The following is a 14,560-nucleotide window of genomic DNA, read 5'->3' as shown; positions in this document are numbered from 1 at the left end:
GCCTTTTTTCTTTTTCGCTGCTCTGTACCTTCGGCGTTTCACGCGTTACCTGAGCCAGCGGGCCAACTCACGCTCGCCGTGAGCGGTGACATTCAACACCCGCGATCCTGGTCGCTGCCTGACGAGATCCTGCGCCAGCATTACCTGCAGCAGGGCCATGCCGAGTTGGCCTGCCATGTGACAACGGCGTTCGCTCCAGTCCATGCAGCCGCGTAACGTTGGCCTTCGTTGCCCGGCGGGAAGGACAACCCCCATCGCCTGAAGGCCCTCGCGGCCCGATGCGGTCAGCTGCCACGTGTCGCCGTTGATGACGAACCAGCCCCGCTGAAGCCAGTGCTCGGTCAGTTGTACGGCGATCTCACCGGCCATGTGGTCGTAGCAGACACGCGCGCGCCGAAGCCCGGTGTCCGCAGGCCCCAGCCGATGACGGGGCTGGGTCGCAGCCGACACGACGAGCATCGCTTCCAGCGCATGCGCCACCTCGGCGCTGGCCAATCGGTGATACCGATGTCGCCCCTGCTTCTCGATGACAAGCAAGTCGCCTTCGACCAGTTTTGCGAGATGACTGCTGGCCGTTTGTGGTGCGATCGTCGCTTCCCGTGCCAGTTCGCCAGCGGTTCTGCTGCGGCCATCCATCAGGGCCGAGAGCATCCGCGCACGTGCCGGATCACCGATCAGGCTCGCAATCCGGGCGATAGGGGGCAGGGTGGTCATGGTTCGATACTCGCCGAAGCGTTGAGGGCGGGGCGCGCAGGATACTGCGCGCATCTTCACATGACTGATCCCATGAAGCGCAGAGCGATGCTGAAACTTCCTGGACTCGCCTTGGGTGCGAGTGTGTTTCCCGTTGGCGGGCGAGGTCCATCCCGGTTGCCTCCTACCCAGTCATACACGTTGCCATGGCAGCATGCTGGCGAATCGCTCAAGCTTGCCCTCCATCGCCAGCCCGCGGACGGTGATGTGGTCCTGTACGTGCACGGCGCCACGTTTCCCAGTGCGTTGGCGGTGGGGTGGAGGATGCAGGGTGTGTCCTGGATGGATGATCTGCAGCAGGCCGGATTTGATGCCTGGGCACTGGATTTCGCCGGCTACGGCGACGCGCAGCGGCCAAGGGCATTTTCCGCGGAGACGAACGCTGGCTCACCCTTCGGTCGATACGACGCGGCTGCCGAACAGATCGGTGTGGCGCTGCAGTACATCCGCAGGGTCAGGCCAGAGGCCCGCATCCATCTGATCGCACACTCCTGGGGCACCTTGCCCGCGCAGCGCGCGGTGATCCAGTACCCCGACAGGGTGTCGCGGCTGGTGCTGTTCGGCCCGCTCGTGCCCCGCGATGGCACTCCGATGGGGAGTCCCACCGAGACCTGGGCATTGATTGACGAAGCAGCGCAGCGGCCCCGCCAACGTACCGGCATGCCTGAGGATCTGCCCACGCCGGTTGATGAGGCCGAACTGGAACGATGGTGTGCGGCTTACCTGGCCAGCGACGCGACGGCATCACAACGAACACCCCCGTCGGTACGCATTCCGAATGGCCCTTCAGCCGATGTCGCCGCGTCCTGGGGCGGACAGTCCCTTATTGACAGTGCGCTGATCCAGATTCCCGTGCTGATCGTGCGCGGCGAATGGGATCACGTCACCACCGATGAGGACGCGCGACGTCTCTTCGATGCACTGCGCGGTGCCAGCGACAAACGCGACGTCAAGATTTCCGGGGGCAACCATTGGCTGCACCTGCAGCCGCGCCGTGTCGCGTTGTGGACCGAGGTCAGAAGCTTCCTCGGCGAGCGCTGAGCCACCGCGCGGGGGACGCTTCAGTGCGGGTGCCTCAACGCCCGTGCAACGGCAACGGCCGGTCGATCACCACATCCTTCATCACCAGGGTCGAGGTCAGCCGCTGCACGCCGGGCAGGGCGGAAAGGTGTTCGTCGTACAACTGCCGGAACGCGGCCAGGTCGCGGGTGATGACGTGCAGCAGGTAGTCCGGATCGCCGAACAGGCGCTGCGCCTGCAGGACCTGGGGCACCTCGGCGACGGCCTGCTCGAAAGCGTCCACGGCGTGGCGGTCGCCGTCGCGCAGGGTGATGAACACCAGCGCCGAAAACTTCAGGCCCAGCGCGGCGGGATCGAGCTCGGCGCGGTAGCCCCGGATCGCGCCGGACTGTTCCAGCGCCCGCACGCGACGGTGGCAGGGCGAGACGCTCAGGCCGATGCGCTCGGCCAGTTCGGTCACGGTGAGGCGGCCGTCTTTCTGCAGCTCGGCAAGAATCCGCTGGTCGGTGATGTCCATGCGCAAGAGTTTCCTACTGAGTAGCCGTGCCGGGCAAGTATTTGGAAGCACATTCCAAAGGAGCAGGAATATTCTTCTGTCTGGCACACGGATCGCGGCAAGACCGCCCTTTGGACCCCCATGCAACCCAGCGTCATTGCCGCCTTCTGGGCGGTCTCGATCCTCTTCGTGCTCACCCCCGGTGCGGATTGGGCGCACGCGATCGCTGCCGGCCTGCGCGGGCGCGCGGTAGTGCCGGCGGTGGCCGGGTTGTTGTCCGGGCACCTGCTGGCGATCGCGCTGGTCGCTGCGGGCGTCGGCGCGCTGTTCGCCCAGGCACCGGTCGCGCTGCACGTACTGACCGTCCTGGGCGCGCTGTATCTGCTGTGGCTGGGCATCGGGCTGCTGCGCCATCCGCCGGTCGCCGCCGCCGAAGCGGGGCAGGCCGTGGCGGGCTGGCGCCACTGGGCGGTCAAGGGCGCCTGCGTGAGCGGGCTCAATCCCAAGGTGCTGTTGCTGTTCCTGGCGCTGCTGCCCCAGTTCATTTCCGCCAGCGCGGCATGGGCGATGCCTGTGCAGATCCTCGCGCTGGGCATGGTGCATCTGGTCAGCTGCGCGGCGGTCTATCTGGCCGTCGGGTATGGCGCCGGTGCCGTGCTGCGCACCCGCCCGCGTGCATCACGCGTGGTCGGCCGCATCTCGGGCGCCGCGATGATCCTGATCGCGGTGCTCTTGCTGAGCGGAACCGGCACACTCTGACCCCACGTTGTTCCCCCACCAGGATCCTTCGCATGACCGAACAGCTCCATCCCTACGCGACCCCGGGCAGTGCACCGGTCCCGGCCCCGCGCGTGCGTATCCCGCATCTGCAGCAGATGAAGGAGCGCGGCGAGAAGTGGGCGATGCTCACCGCCTACGACATGTATACCGCGGCGATCTTCGAAGACGCCGGCATTCCGGTGCTGCTGATCGGCGATTCGGCGTCCAACAACGTGTTCGGCAACGACTCGCTGCTGCCGGTCACGGTCGATGAGCTGATGCCGCTGGTGCGTGCGGTGAGCCGCTGCACGCGCCGGCCGCTGGTGATCGCCGATCTGCCATTCGGTTCCTACCAGGCCTCGCCGGAGCAGTGCTTCCATACCGCCGTGCGTTTCATGAAGGAAGGCGGGGCGCATGCGGTCAAGCTGGAGGGCGGCATCGAGATGGTGCCCCAGGTGCGCAAACTGGTCAGCTGTGGCATTCCGGTACTGGCGCACATTGGCTTCACGCCGCAGTCGGAGCATCAGCTGGGTGGCTTCCGCGTGCAGGGGCGGGGCGACGATGGCGCGCGCCTGATCGAGGAGGCGCGTGCGCTGGAGGCGGCAGGTGCGTTCACCGTGCTGATGGAGATGGTGCCCGGCGCGGTTGCCGCCCAGATCACCGCGGCTCTGAAGATCCCCACCGTCGGCATCGGGGCGGGCAGCGAGTGCGATGCACAGGTGCTGGTCTGGCAGGACATGGCCGGGCTGCGCACCGGCAAGCTGCCGCGCTTCGTGAAGCAGTACGCGGACATGCACGGGCTGCTGCAGAAGGCGGCGCGTGAGTTCGCGGCAGAGGTGGGGGCAGGCACCTTCCCCGGCCCGGAACACACGTTCTGATCGACCGCCGTATCGCCTGAGGCGCGTGCCCACCGCGCCCAATGCCGCCGACCAGCATCCGGTGCTGGATCATCTGGAGCTGATCGTGGCGCGCACGGCGATGCGCAGGGGCCAAGCATGCGCACGCGGGTGTTCGGGGCTGGCGATTGGGCCGGGGCAGCAGTACCGCCGAGCGCTCGCCCCTGCCCGATGTGCCGGATGAGGATTCCTCGCCTGCCCCGCGCATGCGACGAAGGATGGGCGGGTAGGGGCCATCGGGGTAGAGTGACTGCTCAACCCCATGGACGAGGAAAGAGAAAAAGATGGCGGTGCGCACCTTGGTAGCGGCGGATCTGGAACAGGCCAGCCGCATCTGCATGGCGGCCTTCATGGGATCGGTGGCCGATTCACTGACCCCAGTTGGTATCGAGACGTTTTCCCGCATCGCTTCGGTGGAAGGATTCCGTACGCGGATGTCGCACGACAACCTCATGCTGGTGTTCGAACAGCAGGACCGTATCGTCGGTGTGGCCGAGCTCAAGGAGGGCCGCCACGTGGCGATGTTGTTCGTGGACCCTGCCGCTCAGCAGCAGGGCATCGGCAAGGCGCTGATGGCCGCCATGATCGATCACGCACGCGTGGACGTGCTGAGTGTCAGCGCTTCGCTGTCGTCGGTGCCGGCGTATGAGCGCTATGGCTTTGCGTGCGCAGGCGAGGCGGCCGAATCCTCCGGCCTGCGGTATCAGCCGATGAACATGCAGCTCATGGCCCGCCCCTGACTTCACACCGTTCAGCCGGCGCGTTCACGAAGGTGAGACAGCCCAGTGGCTACCGTGGAGTCCTGTCATTCAACCCGATTCGGGGAAAGGATCATCATGATCAAGTGGGCCATCATTTTTGCTGTCATCGGCCTGATCGCCGGCGCCCTCGGTTTTGCGGGCATCGGTGGCGCCGCCATCGGCATTGCCAAGTTCCTCTTCTGGGCGGGCATCATCATCGCCGTCGTGCTGTTCGTACTGGGCATGACCGTCGCCAAGAAGGTCACCTGACCCGGCGCGCCTGCGCCAACGGTCAGGAACCAAGGCCTGCGCGGTTTCGCGCAGGCCTTTTCATTGGTGGCTTTCGTTCCAGCACACGCAGCTCACTGGAAATACACCGAGACCCCCAGCCCGGCCTGCGTGTCCGGACTGTCCTCATCCAGGCCCACGTCGAACGAGGCATCCAGCTGGACTGTCGGGGTGACCATCCAGGTGATGCCTGCCCCCGCTATTCCGGTCGAAGGCTCACCGTCGCTATCGGTGAAGCCGGCCTCCAGATAGGTGCTGATGGTATCGGTGGCGGCAAAGCTCAGGCTGGGTGCCCAGGTCACGCTGTCCTCGCTGCCACCGCGGGTGACATTGGCGTACAGCGCGCCGGTCCAGTGATCGTTGAACGCGTACTCGTAGCTCGCACCCAGCGCGTACTGCGTGGCGCCTTCGCTGAAGTCGCGCGAGCCGGTGGCGAAGGTGGTGCTGGCCAACAGCGCCACGGCGTGCGTGTCCGAGGGCAGGGGCAGGGCGAACTTCAGGCCGACGCCCACATCACCGGCACCGCTGCTGCGCTCGGCGGGGGCATTGCGCGGTGCCACGCGCAGATGGTTCCAGGGCGAGGTGAAGGCCTGCAGTTCCACATGGCTGGCCAATCCGATACGGAGGTTGATGTCGGCACTGTACTGCGTGCTCAGGACGCCAGCGTCGTCGCGGTCGCGGCTGAAACCGGGCAGCCCCGCCTCGAGCGCCACGCCACCGCGGGGCAGCGTCGAGGCGGCAAAGCCGATGCCGGGGCGATCGAAGGCCAGGTCCGGCGGCGCGTCCTGCTGCGCGTGCACGGCACCGGAGAACAGCAGGGAAACCAGCAGGGCCGAACACCGCATGCGCACGCTCCAGGCCGGCCGATACCGGCATCAGGCGCAGTCAGCCTGCCCCTTGGCCGGAATGTAGCACGGTGATTTCGGCGGTCATGTGCAGGTGTCGGCAACACGCGCCCGCAGGGCGGTGTGCGATGTCGCTCAGCGCGCCGGCCGGGTCATGGCGATGAGGGCATCACGCACGCGCTCGGTCGCCGCGTCCGGCGTGGCGTCACAGCCGAGCACGCAGGCGCGGAGCAGGAAGCCATCGGCGGCATGCCGCGCGGCGGTCAGCTGCGCATCACCACGGTCCAGCGGATGTTCGCGCAGGACCGCATCGAGCCACGCACGCCGTGCGGTGATCCAGTCGCTGTCGACGTGGTGCGGCCGGCACTGCGCACTGATGGTGCGCCCGATATCGAACAGCTCGGCGATGTAGGCACGCGAGAACCGGCCATGGCCCTGGCTGTCACGGTCCATGCGCTGCTGGATCGCGCGGTGGAGATTGGCCACGATCGCATGCGCGGCCAGGTCGTCATTGGCTGCTCGCAGCAGCAGGGTATCGGTTGCGTTGTGCATTCGCGCCTCCAGGACACCGGTGGGGGAAAAACGTGGGTTCAGCCGCGTGGCAGCGCCGGACCGCCCTGCCGCAGCAGGGTGTCCAGCAGCGCGACGACGCGTTCGCCCTGGCCTTGGCAGGCCAGTTCGAACGTGGTCTGCCCGTCGAGCGCGGGCAGGGGGGAATGCAGAATCCATTCAAGAACGGCGGCGCGGTCCGGTTCGATCTGCAAGGCCAGATCCGCGACACGACGTACGATTCCCTGACGCATGATCAGAATCCGTAACTGAGGGAGAGGGCGGCGGTGTCCATGTGATCGCCACGGGTCATCGGGCTGTCGCGCACGGCATCGGCCAGCGACGTGCGACGGATCGATGCGGTCGCGGTCCAGCGCGGTCCCAGCGGCATCACCGCGGCGATGTCCATGTACGGCGACACGCCGCTGCCGGCCGAGTAATGCGCCAGGCCACTGCGGGCCGCTTCGCGTTGGCTCACGCCGAAGTAGTAGTCGTTGAGATCGGCGCTGGTGTAGGTCACCCCCACCGCAGGCATGAAGGTCACGCGGCCGGCGGGAACCGGGTAGGCGTATCGGGCATCGGCCGAGAAGCCGCCCCCGTGCCCGGTCACTTCGGCCTGCGCGTTGGCCTGCAGCACGCCCCAGTCGGCCTGGTGGCGCCAGGACACGCCCAGCATCCCGGACAGGCTGCGGTTGTCCAGCTGGCGCAGTTGCGGGTCATGACTGTCGCGGCGTTTGAATCGCATCACGTACGGCGAGGCGGTGAGTGCCAGTTCGGACTGCGCGGTCTGGTGGAGGCGATAGCCCACGCTGCCACCGCGGAAGAAGAACGAACGGCCTTCCCAGCTGATGATCGGGGCGGCCAGACGGTCGGTGTCATAGCCGGCGTACGGGGCCTTGAGGGCGACAACGGCGATGCCGACGCTTCCTTTCCTGCCCGCTTCGGGGGCATCGGCGGCCTGGGCGCCGGTGGCGGTCAACGCAGTGCCCAGGGCCAGGCCAAGCAGAGCGGAAGAAGGACGCGAAAAGCGGAAACGGACGTGCATGGACCTGCCGAAGGGGAACAACCGGAGCCTCATGGTGGGCGCCCTACATTGTCGGAACGTTACGTCGGCGTGCGCGGTACCATCGCCTCCTTCGTACCCCGCAGGCACCGCTCCCATGCGCCTTCTTCTCCTGGAAGATGATCCGGAAATGGCCAGCGCGATCCAGGTCAGCCTGGCGCGCCATGGCATGGTGGTCGACGTGGTCGGCTCGATGGCCCAGGCCGATGAAGCGCTCAAGGCCGGCGTACACCAGATCCTCCTGCTGGACCGCCAGCTCCCCGATGGCGATGGCGCCAGTTTCGTCCAGGTCGCCCGTGAGCGGGTGCCGAACCTGCCGGTGATCATGCTGACCGCTCGCGCTTCCGTGGCCGACCGGGTCACCGGGCTGGATGTCGGCGCCGATGATTACCTGACCAAGCCCTTCGCCGTGGAAGAACTGCTCGCACGGATCCGCGCGATCTCCCGGCGCCCCTCGCAGATCACCCTGCCGGTGTTGTCACTGGGCCGGCTGCAGTTCGATTTCGTGGCGCGCGAGGCACGCGTTTGCGATGTGCTGCTGGCATTGCCGCGGCGGCAGCTGCTGGTGCTCGAAGCGCTGGCGCTGCGCCAGGGGCGCACGGTGGGCCGCGCTTCGTTGCTGGAGGCCGTGTACGGTTTTGACGATGCCATCCAGTCCAATGCGCTGGATGCGCATGTCTCCAAGCTGCGCAAGGCGCTGCTGGAAGCCGATGCCGGCGTGGAGATCCATGTCATGCGCGGCATCGGATACCTGCTCAAGGACACGCCGTGAGACTGCTCAAACCCGATTCCCTGGCCTTCAACCTGGTCTGGAAGGTGTGCCTGATCCAGGCGGCGACCATCGCGCTGGCGTTGAGTGCGATGGTGCTGACCTACGGTGACCGTCGCTCGGCCTACATCGACTGGAAGACCAGTGACCAGATCGCATCGGCGATCTCCGTTGGCGCCCAGGGGCTGGAGGCGGATCCACCCAAGGTCGCCCTGGCCGTGCCGCGCCCGCCGGCCACGTTCTGGTTCGCCGCCGCCGACGAACGCGGCCGGCGGCTGGTGCATGGCGAGGTGCCCGTGCAGTACCGTCCGTTGGTCGCGCGGCTGGATCACATCGAGCAGACCGATATCCGCACCCGCATCAATGCCGATGCGCTTGCCGTGCGCGTGGTCGTCGTGGATCGGCCCGAAGGGCGATTGCACGTGGCGGTGGGCGGCATTCCCGAACGCAGCATCGTGCGGCAGCTGCTGTTGATCTTCCGCTATCTGGGGGGCTGGATCGCATTGCCGGTGCTGGTGATCACGCTGGTGGTGGCGCCGTGGGTGATCCACCGCGCGCTGCGCGGGGTCAACCGCGTGGCAGCGCAGGCGGCCGCGATCCAGGTCAACGAGCGTGGCAGCGGCCTGGATACGCGTGCGGTACCGCTGGAGATCTACCCGCTGGTGGATGCGTTCAACGCGGCGGTGCGCCGCATCGGTGAAAGCTACGACGCCCAGGACCGCTTCCTCGCCGGCGCTGCGCATGAGCTGCGCATGCCGATCGCGATCCTGGCCACGCGGCTGGCCGATCTGCCGCCCGGCGAGGCACGCTCGCGCCTGCAGCTGGACCTGAGCCGCCTGAGCAACATCGCCGAGCAGCTGCTGGATCTGCAGCGGCTGGACCGCCACGGCAGCCAGTCGCAGCGCATCGACCTCTCCGCACTGACCCGTGAGGTAGCCGCCGACGTGGCGCCGCTGGTCGTGGATGCCGGTTACGGATTCTCGGTGGACGCCCCCGACCAGCCGATCTGGGTCCGCGGCGATCCACATGCACTGCACCGTGTCATCGCCAGCCTCCTGCAGAACGCCATCGCCCACGGCGGTGGCCGCGGCATGATCGCGGTGGCGCTGCACGATGACGGCAGCCTGTCGGTCAGCGATGAAGGGCCTGGTGTGCCCGAGGCCGAGCGGCTGTCCGTGTTCGAGCCGTTCCATCGGTTGCGGCCCAGCGGCAGCGGCAGTGGGCTGGGCCTGCATCTCGCGCGTGAGATCGTGCTGCGGCATGCCGGCACCATCGCCGTGGACAGCGCCCCCGGTGGTGGCGCGCGGTTCCTGGTGGTGCTGCCGGTGGATCCGCGGCCGGTGCTGGCAGCGACCCCGGCATGACCAATGGCAGGTGATCGGGCAGAGGCGTCGTGGGACAACGGACAGGTCCCCCTTTCAGGTGCCGGTTCGATGCGCGTACATTCGCTGTTCGGTGTGATGGTGACGTCCGGCCTGGCCCTGTCTGGCCTGTCCGGGTGCGCCACCTATGACGATGTCGCCTCGCGCCCGCAGTGCGAGGATTCGCCGCAGGTGAAGGACCTGCCGGCGCAGGTCGCCCGCCGTGAAAGCCGCTGCAATGAGTTGAACATCCGGTTCAATGACGGAGGCGGCGGCGACAACAAGCCGCTCGATTTCGGCGGCAAGAACAAGGACGGCTGATCCCGTGTGGGATCAGCGTTTCGCCGGCCCGGCCGGCGGCTCAGCGCAGTAGGCGGTGATGACCTCGGCGGTATTCTCCAGCCCCTTGGCCTTCGCCAGCTCCCAGGGACGCTCACACTGCTGTGTGCGTTCGCACCAGCGGTAGCCTGCCGAGCCGATGCACCCGTGCGCATCGCGGTCTGCGCCCGGTACGCCCGCAGTGGGTGAGGGTGGCGGTGCAGGATGGGCGCAGGCGGTGAGGGCGGCGAGCAGGGGAAGCAGGGCGGCTCGAATGGACATGGACCCTCCATGGGCGCTTGAGGTCGCAGGCAGTCTCGCGCTGGGTCCGTCGATGCCACGTGCAGGATGCCGGGTTCACTCCTCCATCACTTGGCGTGGGCTGATATGACGAGGAACGGTTCCGCCGATGCTGCGTTGTAGTGCATGACCAGCGCCGTGGAAGCGATGATGCGTTGAAGCAGGATGCTTGCGACGAGTCTGCGTGGGTATCGCCTGTATCAGGTTCGACGCCAGCTTGTCAGCGCCACGGCCAGGAGGCACCCCATGAAACTGCTGTTTTCGATGCGTCACATTGCGCTTGCTGCGGCACTCACCTGTGTCTGCGCCCAGGCCGATGCCTGCACGCGCGTGGTGTACCTGGGCGACAACCAGGACGTGATCACCGCCCGCTCGATGGATTGGAAAAGCGATGTCGCCACCAATCTATGGGTGTTGCCCAAAGGCATCAGCCGCGATGGCCAGGCCGGGCCGCGCTCGATCCGCTGGACGTCGCGCTACGGCAGCGTCGTCGCCACCGGCTACGACATCTCCACCACCGACGGCCTCAACGAAGCGGGACTGTCAGCCAATCTGCTGTGGTTGGCCGAATCGGAGTACCCACAGCAGCGTGGCAGCAAGCCCGGGTTGGCGATTTCGTTGTGGGCGCAGTACGCGCTCGACAATTTCGCCAGCGTTGCCGAGGCCGTCGCCGCGCTGGAACGCGAGCCGTTTTCCATCGTGACCGACAAGGTGCCGGGCGAATCGCGACTGGCCACGCTGCACCTGTCCTTGTCCGACGCCAGCGGCGACAGCGCCATCGTCGAATACATCAACGGCAGGCAGGTGATCCATCACGATCGCGCTTACCAGGTGATGACCAACTCGCCCGTGTTCGACCAGCAGTTGGCGCTGAACGCGTATTGGCAGGAGATTGGTGGCACCGTGATGCTGCCCGGCACCAACCGCTCGGCCGATCGGTTCGCACGCGCGAAGTTCTACATCAACGCCATTCCGAAAAGCGAAGATCCGGTGGTGGCGCTGGCGAGCGTGTTCAGTGTGATCCGCAATGTGTCAGTGCCCTATGGAATCACCACGCCGGGGGAGCCGAACATTTCTTCCACCCGCTGGCGAACTGTCGCCGATCACAAGCGCAAGCTGTATTTCTTCGAATCGGCGATGACCCCCAATACCTTCTGGGTGGATCTCAACAAGGCCGATTTCTCGCGCGGTGCGCCGGTGCTGAAACTAGACCTGGGGCCGGACCAGCGCAATGTGTTCGCCGGCGACGCGCTGCCCCGATTCCAGCCGGCCGAACCTTTCCGGTTCCTTGGTACCGATAGTTGAGCAAAATCAGACTAATCCGATACCCGTAGGCTGCGGCCTGCTCTATCGTTCCTGCTGAGGGATGGATCCCTCCCGTCGTGAGCTTCTCGCCCAGGCATGCCGCAAAGGAACGATCCGCATGGTGATCAAACTGCAACATATCGAACGCCGCTGGCACGTCGTGCATCCGGCCAAATCCGCACCGATCGCATTCCGCAACGGTGCCACCGCCTTTGACTTCGCCGATGCCCTGGCGCGCGAGCATTTTGCCGAAACCGGCAACAGCAGCGCCGTCCGGGTGCAGGTGCTGGAAACCTACGTGGACGCCGTGCGCTACGGCTGAGCGGCCGTAAAGCAGCCACCAGAGCGGATGTGACCGGCTTCGGTCGGCCCAGTCAGCCTCGCGTCGGGTACCTAAATAGGGCATGAAATCAGCGACTTCTGGCCTATGTCGCCCGGCCGGACGATCACCGATCCTGTGCGCCTCCCCACACAGCATCGAGGTCCCCCATGTCCAACAACCGCCCTTCCCAGGCAGCCAGACGATTGCGCTGGGCCGTGGTGCCGGCCCTGATGGCGCTGGCCGGTGCCGCCCAGGCGCAGAACTACGACCGCTACTACGACGACGGTTACAGCGGCGGCCCGGTGCGTTGCGAGTCGATCAAGAACCGCACGCAGCAATGCGCTTTGCCGGGCCGTGCCCGTCTGGTGCGGCAGATCTCCGGCTCGCCCTGCGTGGAAGGGCAGACCTGGGGCCAGGCCCGCAACGGCGTATGGGTGACGCAGGGTTGCCGGGCCGAGTTCATCGCCGAAGGTGGCCGCGGCGGCCGCTGGAATGGCGGCGGTGGCTGGGGGCACAACGGCGGCGGCAACAGTGGCCGGGGCCAGATCCTGACCTGCGATTCCAATGACCATCGCCGTCAGCGCTGCGTGGCCAATGTGCGCCGCGAGGCGCGGCTGATCCGCCAGACCTCGCGCAACGCCTGCATCGAAGGCCGCACCTGGGGCTGGGACCGTACCGGGGTCTGGGTGGACGGCGGCTGCCGGGCGCAGTTCCAGATTTACTGAGGGCCGCTGCACAGCGCCAGGGTGCGTGATGCAGGCTGAAACGAACGAGGCCGCGTCGATCAGACGCGGCCTCGGTGTTTCTGCGGCGAGCCCACCCGACGGTGGCCGACAGTGCGTCAGCCCGCTGCGCTGAGCGCCTGGCCGCTGTTGACCAGCATCGGCCAGCGCTTGAGCACGGCCTGGCGGATCCCGCCGGCATCGATGCCGGCTTCGGCCAGCAGGTCTTCGCGGCTGGCATGGTGCTGGAAGCTGTCCGGCAGGCCCAGGTGCAGGAACGGCTTGAGCACGTTCTCGGCGTTGAGCAGCTCGGCCACGCCGGAGCCGGCACCGCCGGCGACCACGTTGTCTTCGATGGTGACGAAGCCTTCGTGGCGCTGCGCAAGGTCCAGCAGCAGGGCACGGTCCAGCGGTTTGATGAAGCGCATGTTGACCACGGTCAGGCCCAGCTCGCGGCCCACCTGTTCGGCGGCGGTCACGGTGCTGCCGAAGGCGAGCAGGGCGATGCGGCTGCCCGGCAGGCGCAACTCGGCCTTGCCGATTTCCAGCGTGGACAGGTCGGTGCCGGCGGCAACGCCGGTGCCGCTGCCGCGCGGGTAGCGCACCGCTGCCGGGCCGGCATGACGCAGGCCGGTGGTCAGCATCTGGCGGCACTCAGCCTCATCGGAGGGGGCCATGACCACCATGTGCGGAACGCAGCGCAGGAAGCTCAGGTCCAGGTTGCCGGCATGGGTCGCGCCATCCGGGCCGACCACACCGGCGCGGTCGATCGCGAACAGCACATCCAGCTCCTGCACGGCCACGTCGTGGACCAGCTGGTCGTAGGCGCGCTGCAGGAAGGTCGAGTAGATCGCCACCACCGGCTTGGCGCCCTGGGTGGCCATGCCCGCCGCCAGGGTCACGGCGTGCTGTTCGGCGATGGCCACATCGAAGTAGCGGTCCGGGTATTCCTTGCTGAAACGCACCAGGCCAGAGCCCTCGCGCATCGCCGGGGTGATGCCCATCAGCTTCGGTTCGGCTGCGGCGGCATCGCACAGCCAGTCGCTGAAGACGTCGGTATAGGTGGGCTTCTTGGCCCCGCCCTTGGCGACCAGGCCCTTGTCCGGATCGAACGGGCCAACCGCGTGGTAACCGATCTGGTCACCTTCGGCGCGCTCGTAACCCTTGCCCTTGGTGGTCATCACGTGCAGCAGCTTCAGGCCTTTCAGGCTCTTGAGCGTTTTCAGCGTGGCGACCAGCGCCGGCACGTCGTGGCCGTCGATCGGCCCGGTGTAATGGAAGCCCATTTCCTCGAAGAACGTGGACGGCACGAACATGCCCTTCCAGTGTTCTTCCCAGCGCTTGACGAAGCGCGCGGTCGGGTTGTGCTTCTTGTCGCCGAGGATCTTCTTGCCGCCTTCGCGCAGCGCGTTGAGCGTGCGGCTGCCGGTGGCCCGGCCGAGCATCTTGGTCAGCCCGCCGACGGCCTCGGAGATCGACATGTTGTTGTCGTTGAGGATCACCAGCAGGTTCGGTTCCTGCTCCATGCCGCCGGCGTGGTTGAGCGCCTCGTAAGCCATGCCGGCGGTCATCGCGCCATCGCCGATCACGGCCACGACCTTGCGGTCATCGCCTTCGGCCTGGCGTGCGATCGCCATGCCCAGCGCTGCGGAGATCGAGGTCGAGGAATGGCCGACGCCGAAGGTGTCGTACTCGCTTTCCTCGCGCTTGGGGAACGGCGCGACGCCGTCCTTCTGCTTGACCGTGTGGATTTCGTCGCGGCGGCCGGTCAGGATCTTGTGCGGGTAGGTCTGATGGCCCACGTCCCAGACCAGCTGATCCACGGGCGTCTGATAGAGGTAGTGCAGGGCGACGGTCAGTTCGATCACGCCCAGGCCGGCGCCGAAATGGCCGCCGCTCTTGCCTACCGACTCAATCAGGTAGGCACGCAGCTCATCCGCGATCGCGGGCAGTTCGGATTCATCGAACCTGCGCAGGTCATCCGGTGACTGGATGCGCGCAAGGCGGGGATAGCGGGCGGAGTCGATCATGTTTATCGCGCTTCTTCTGAGCGC

The 14,560-nt window shown here is 66.8% G+C and carries 19 protein-coding genes; 11 read left to right on the top strand and 8 right to left on the bottom strand.

Going from position 1 to position 14,560, the window contains the following annotated elements:
- Nucleotides 1–45: 45 nt before the first annotated feature.
- Entirely contained in the window at nt 46–714 is a 669-nt protein-coding gene (locus ORK51_RS14145) for an ArsR/SmtB family transcription factor (protein ID WP_266085292.1), read from the bottom strand.
- Nucleotides 715–774: 60 nt separating this feature from the next.
- Here ORK51_RS14145 and ORK51_RS14140 point away from each other — a divergent pair, with 60 nt between their 5' ends.
- Nucleotides 775–1,794, top strand: a complete 1,020-nt coding sequence (locus tag ORK51_RS14140) for an alpha/beta hydrolase (protein WP_323054096.1) — start codon at nt 775–777, stop codon at nt 1,792–1,794.
- Between the two features lie 34 nt (nt 1,795–1,828).
- Here the strand turns inward: ORK51_RS14140 and ORK51_RS14135 are convergent, their stop codons facing one another.
- Nucleotides 1,829–2,290, bottom strand: a complete 462-nt coding sequence (locus ORK51_RS14135; RefSeq protein ID WP_070470897.1) for an Lrp/AsnC family transcriptional regulator — start codon at nt 2,288–2,290, stop codon at nt 1,829–1,831.
- A 120-nt stretch (nt 2,291–2,410) separates the two neighbouring features.
- Between ORK51_RS14135 and ORK51_RS14130 the strand changes: the two genes are divergently transcribed.
- From ORK51_RS14130 to ORK51_RS14115, 4 genes are all read left to right on the top strand, one after another.
- Complete coding sequence (locus ORK51_RS14130) at nt 2,411–3,028, top strand: LysE family translocator (protein ID WP_266085289.1); 618 nt, start codon at nt 2,411–2,413, stop codon at nt 3,026–3,028.
- 32 nt (nt 3,029–3,060) lie between these two features.
- Nucleotides 3,061–3,906, top strand: a complete 846-nt coding sequence (gene panB, locus ORK51_RS14125) for a 3-methyl-2-oxobutanoate hydroxymethyltransferase (RefSeq protein ID WP_266085287.1) — start codon at nt 3,061–3,063, stop codon at nt 3,904–3,906.
- Between the two features lie 302 nt (nt 3,907–4,208).
- Nucleotides 4,209–4,664 carry a GNAT family N-acetyltransferase gene (locus ORK51_RS14120; protein ID WP_019182773.1) on the top strand — a complete coding sequence of 152 codons (456 nt, stop codon included), beginning with the start codon at nt 4,209–4,211 and terminating at the stop codon, nt 4,662–4,664.
- Between the two features lie 96 nt (nt 4,665–4,760).
- The gene (locus ORK51_RS14115) at nt 4,761–4,934 is read left to right on the top strand and encodes a DUF1328 family protein (RefSeq protein ID WP_070425574.1); all 174 of its coding nucleotides are present in this window, start codon (nt 4,761–4,763) and stop codon (nt 4,932–4,934) included.
- Nucleotides 4,935–5,026: 92 nt separating this feature from the next.
- On the opposite strand, the gene ORK51_RS14110 is transcribed toward ORK51_RS14115, so the two are convergent.
- From ORK51_RS14110 to ORK51_RS14095, 4 genes are all read right to left on the bottom strand, one after another.
- Nucleotides 5,027–5,797, bottom strand: a complete 771-nt coding sequence (locus tag ORK51_RS14110; RefSeq protein WP_266085284.1) for a transporter — start codon at nt 5,795–5,797, stop codon at nt 5,027–5,029.
- A gap of 135 nt (nt 5,798–5,932) precedes the next feature.
- Nucleotides 5,933–6,349 (bottom strand): hypothetical protein, encoded by a 417-nt coding sequence (locus ORK51_RS14105; protein WP_266085282.1) that lies wholly within the window; start codon nt 6,347–6,349, stop codon nt 5,933–5,935.
- A gap of 38 nt (nt 6,350–6,387) precedes the next feature.
- Entirely contained in the window at nt 6,388–6,600 is a 213-nt protein-coding gene (locus tag ORK51_RS14100; RefSeq protein ID WP_046273230.1) for a hypothetical protein, read from the bottom strand.
- A 2-nt stretch (nt 6,601–6,602) separates the two neighbouring features.
- Nucleotides 6,603–7,391, bottom strand: a complete 789-nt coding sequence (locus tag ORK51_RS14095; protein ID WP_070470889.1) for a MipA/OmpV family protein — start codon at nt 7,389–7,391, stop codon at nt 6,603–6,605.
- A gap of 115 nt (nt 7,392–7,506) precedes the next feature.
- Between ORK51_RS14095 and ORK51_RS14090 the strand changes: the two genes are divergently transcribed.
- The 3 genes from ORK51_RS14090 (at nt 7,507) to ORK51_RS14080 (ending at nt 9,860) form a co-directional block, all read left to right on the top strand.
- The gene (locus ORK51_RS14090; protein WP_019182779.1) at nt 7,507–8,181 is read left to right on the top strand and encodes a response regulator transcription factor; all 675 of its coding nucleotides are present in this window, start codon (nt 7,507–7,509) and stop codon (nt 8,179–8,181) included.
- Nucleotides 8,178–9,542, top strand: a complete 1,365-nt coding sequence (locus tag ORK51_RS14085; protein WP_052727520.1) for a sensor histidine kinase — start codon at nt 8,178–8,180, stop codon at nt 9,540–9,542. The genes ORK51_RS14090 and ORK51_RS14085 overlap by 4 nt, the downstream gene beginning before the upstream one ends.
- 69 nt (nt 9,543–9,611) lie before the next feature.
- Nucleotides 9,612–9,860 (top strand): hypothetical protein, encoded by a 249-nt coding sequence (locus ORK51_RS14080; protein WP_070425569.1) that lies wholly within the window; start codon nt 9,612–9,614, stop codon nt 9,858–9,860.
- A 12-nt stretch (nt 9,861–9,872) separates the two neighbouring features.
- On the opposite strand, the gene ORK51_RS14075 is transcribed toward ORK51_RS14080, so the two are convergent.
- Nucleotides 9,873–10,139, bottom strand: a complete 267-nt coding sequence (locus ORK51_RS14075) for a peptidase (RefSeq protein ID WP_174704337.1) — start codon at nt 10,137–10,139, stop codon at nt 9,873–9,875.
- A 282-nt stretch (nt 10,140–10,421) separates the two neighbouring features.
- Here ORK51_RS14075 and ORK51_RS14070 point away from each other — a divergent pair, with 282 nt between their 5' ends.
- The 3 genes from ORK51_RS14070 to ORK51_RS14060 all read left to right on the top strand — a co-directional run bounded on the left by ORK51_RS14070 (nt 10,422) and on the right by ORK51_RS14060 (nt 12,509).
- The gene (locus ORK51_RS14070) at nt 10,422–11,462 is read left to right on the top strand and encodes a linear amide C-N hydrolase (protein ID WP_323054097.1); all 1,041 of its coding nucleotides are present in this window, start codon (nt 10,422–10,424) and stop codon (nt 11,460–11,462) included.
- Nucleotides 11,463–11,580: 118 nt separating this feature from the next.
- A complete protein-coding gene (locus ORK51_RS14065; RefSeq protein ID WP_019182784.1) occupies nt 11,581–11,784 on the top strand; it encodes a hypothetical protein in 204 nt (67 codons plus the stop codon).
- Nucleotides 11,785–11,951: 167 nt separating this feature from the next.
- Nucleotides 11,952–12,509 carry a DUF3011 domain-containing protein gene (locus tag ORK51_RS14060; protein WP_046273229.1) on the top strand — a complete coding sequence of 186 codons (558 nt, stop codon included), beginning with the start codon at nt 11,952–11,954 and terminating at the stop codon, nt 12,507–12,509.
- Between the two features lie 116 nt (nt 12,510–12,625).
- Here ORK51_RS14060 and dxs read toward each other — a convergent pair whose 3' ends face one another.
- Nucleotides 12,626–14,536 carry a 1-deoxy-D-xylulose-5-phosphate synthase gene (gene dxs / locus ORK51_RS14055; RefSeq protein ID WP_070470885.1) on the bottom strand — a complete coding sequence of 637 codons (1,911 nt, stop codon included), beginning with the start codon at nt 14,534–14,536 and terminating at the stop codon, nt 12,626–12,628.
- Nucleotides 14,537–14,560: the final 24 nt, after the last annotated feature.

This window comes from Stenotrophomonas sp. RIT-551 (assembly GCF_026241915.1).
GTDB classification, from domain to species: domain Bacteria; phylum Pseudomonadota; class Gammaproteobacteria; order Xanthomonadales; family Xanthomonadaceae; genus Stenotrophomonas; species Stenotrophomonas bentonitica_A.
This window is presented reverse-complemented; position numbering and strand designations above follow the sequence as displayed.

What these genes read in the sequence shown, in the direction of transcription:
- ORK51_RS14145 (WP_266085292.1), bottom strand. Translation starts at nt 714, where the DNA reads ATGACCACCCTGCCCCCTATCGCCCGGATTGCGAGCCTGATCGGTGAT.
- ORK51_RS14140 (WP_323054096.1), top strand. Translation starts at nt 775, where the DNA reads ATGACTGATCCCATGAAGCGCAGAGCGATGCTGAAACTTCCTGGACTC.
- ORK51_RS14135 (WP_070470897.1), bottom strand. Translation starts at nt 2,290, where the DNA reads ATGGACATCACCGACCAGCGGATTCTTGCCGAGCTGCAGAAAGACGGC.
- ORK51_RS14130 (WP_266085289.1), top strand. Translation starts at nt 2,411, where the DNA reads ATGCAACCCAGCGTCATTGCCGCCTTCTGGGCGGTCTCGATCCTCTTC.
- panB (WP_266085287.1), top strand. Translation starts at nt 3,061, where the DNA reads ATGACCGAACAGCTCCATCCCTACGCGACCCCGGGCAGTGCACCGGTC.
- ORK51_RS14120 (WP_019182773.1), top strand. Translation starts at nt 4,209, where the DNA reads ATGGCGGTGCGCACCTTGGTAGCGGCGGATCTGGAACAGGCCAGCCGC.
- ORK51_RS14115 (WP_070425574.1), top strand. Translation starts at nt 4,761, where the DNA reads ATGATCAAGTGGGCCATCATTTTTGCTGTCATCGGCCTGATCGCCGGC.
- ORK51_RS14110 (WP_266085284.1), bottom strand. Translation starts at nt 5,797, where the DNA reads ATGCGGTGTTCGGCCCTGCTGGTTTCCCTGCTGTTCTCCGGTGCCGTG.
- ORK51_RS14105 (WP_266085282.1), bottom strand. Translation starts at nt 6,349, where the DNA reads ATGCACAACGCAACCGATACCCTGCTGCTGCGAGCAGCCAATGACGAC.
- ORK51_RS14100 (WP_046273230.1), bottom strand. Translation starts at nt 6,600, where the DNA reads ATGCGTCAGGGAATCGTACGTCGTGTCGCGGATCTGGCCTTGCAGATC.
- ORK51_RS14095 (WP_070470889.1), bottom strand. Translation starts at nt 7,391, where the DNA reads ATGCACGTCCGTTTCCGCTTTTCGCGTCCTTCTTCCGCTCTGCTTGGC.
- ORK51_RS14090 (WP_019182779.1), top strand. Translation starts at nt 7,507, where the DNA reads ATGCGCCTTCTTCTCCTGGAAGATGATCCGGAAATGGCCAGCGCGATC.
- ORK51_RS14080 (WP_070425569.1), top strand. Translation starts at nt 9,612, where the DNA reads ATGCGCGTACATTCGCTGTTCGGTGTGATGGTGACGTCCGGCCTGGCC.
- ORK51_RS14075 (WP_174704337.1), bottom strand. Translation starts at nt 10,139, where the DNA reads ATGTCCATTCGAGCCGCCCTGCTTCCCCTGCTCGCCGCCCTCACCGCC.
- ORK51_RS14070 (WP_323054097.1), top strand. Translation starts at nt 10,422, where the DNA reads ATGCGTCACATTGCGCTTGCTGCGGCACTCACCTGTGTCTGCGCCCAG.
- ORK51_RS14065 (WP_019182784.1), top strand. Translation starts at nt 11,581, where the DNA reads ATGGTGATCAAACTGCAACATATCGAACGCCGCTGGCACGTCGTGCAT.
- ORK51_RS14060 (WP_046273229.1), top strand. Translation starts at nt 11,952, where the DNA reads ATGTCCAACAACCGCCCTTCCCAGGCAGCCAGACGATTGCGCTGGGCC.
- dxs (WP_070470885.1), bottom strand. Translation starts at nt 14,536, where the DNA reads ATGATCGACTCCGCCCGCTATCCCCGCCTTGCGCGCATCCAGTCACCG.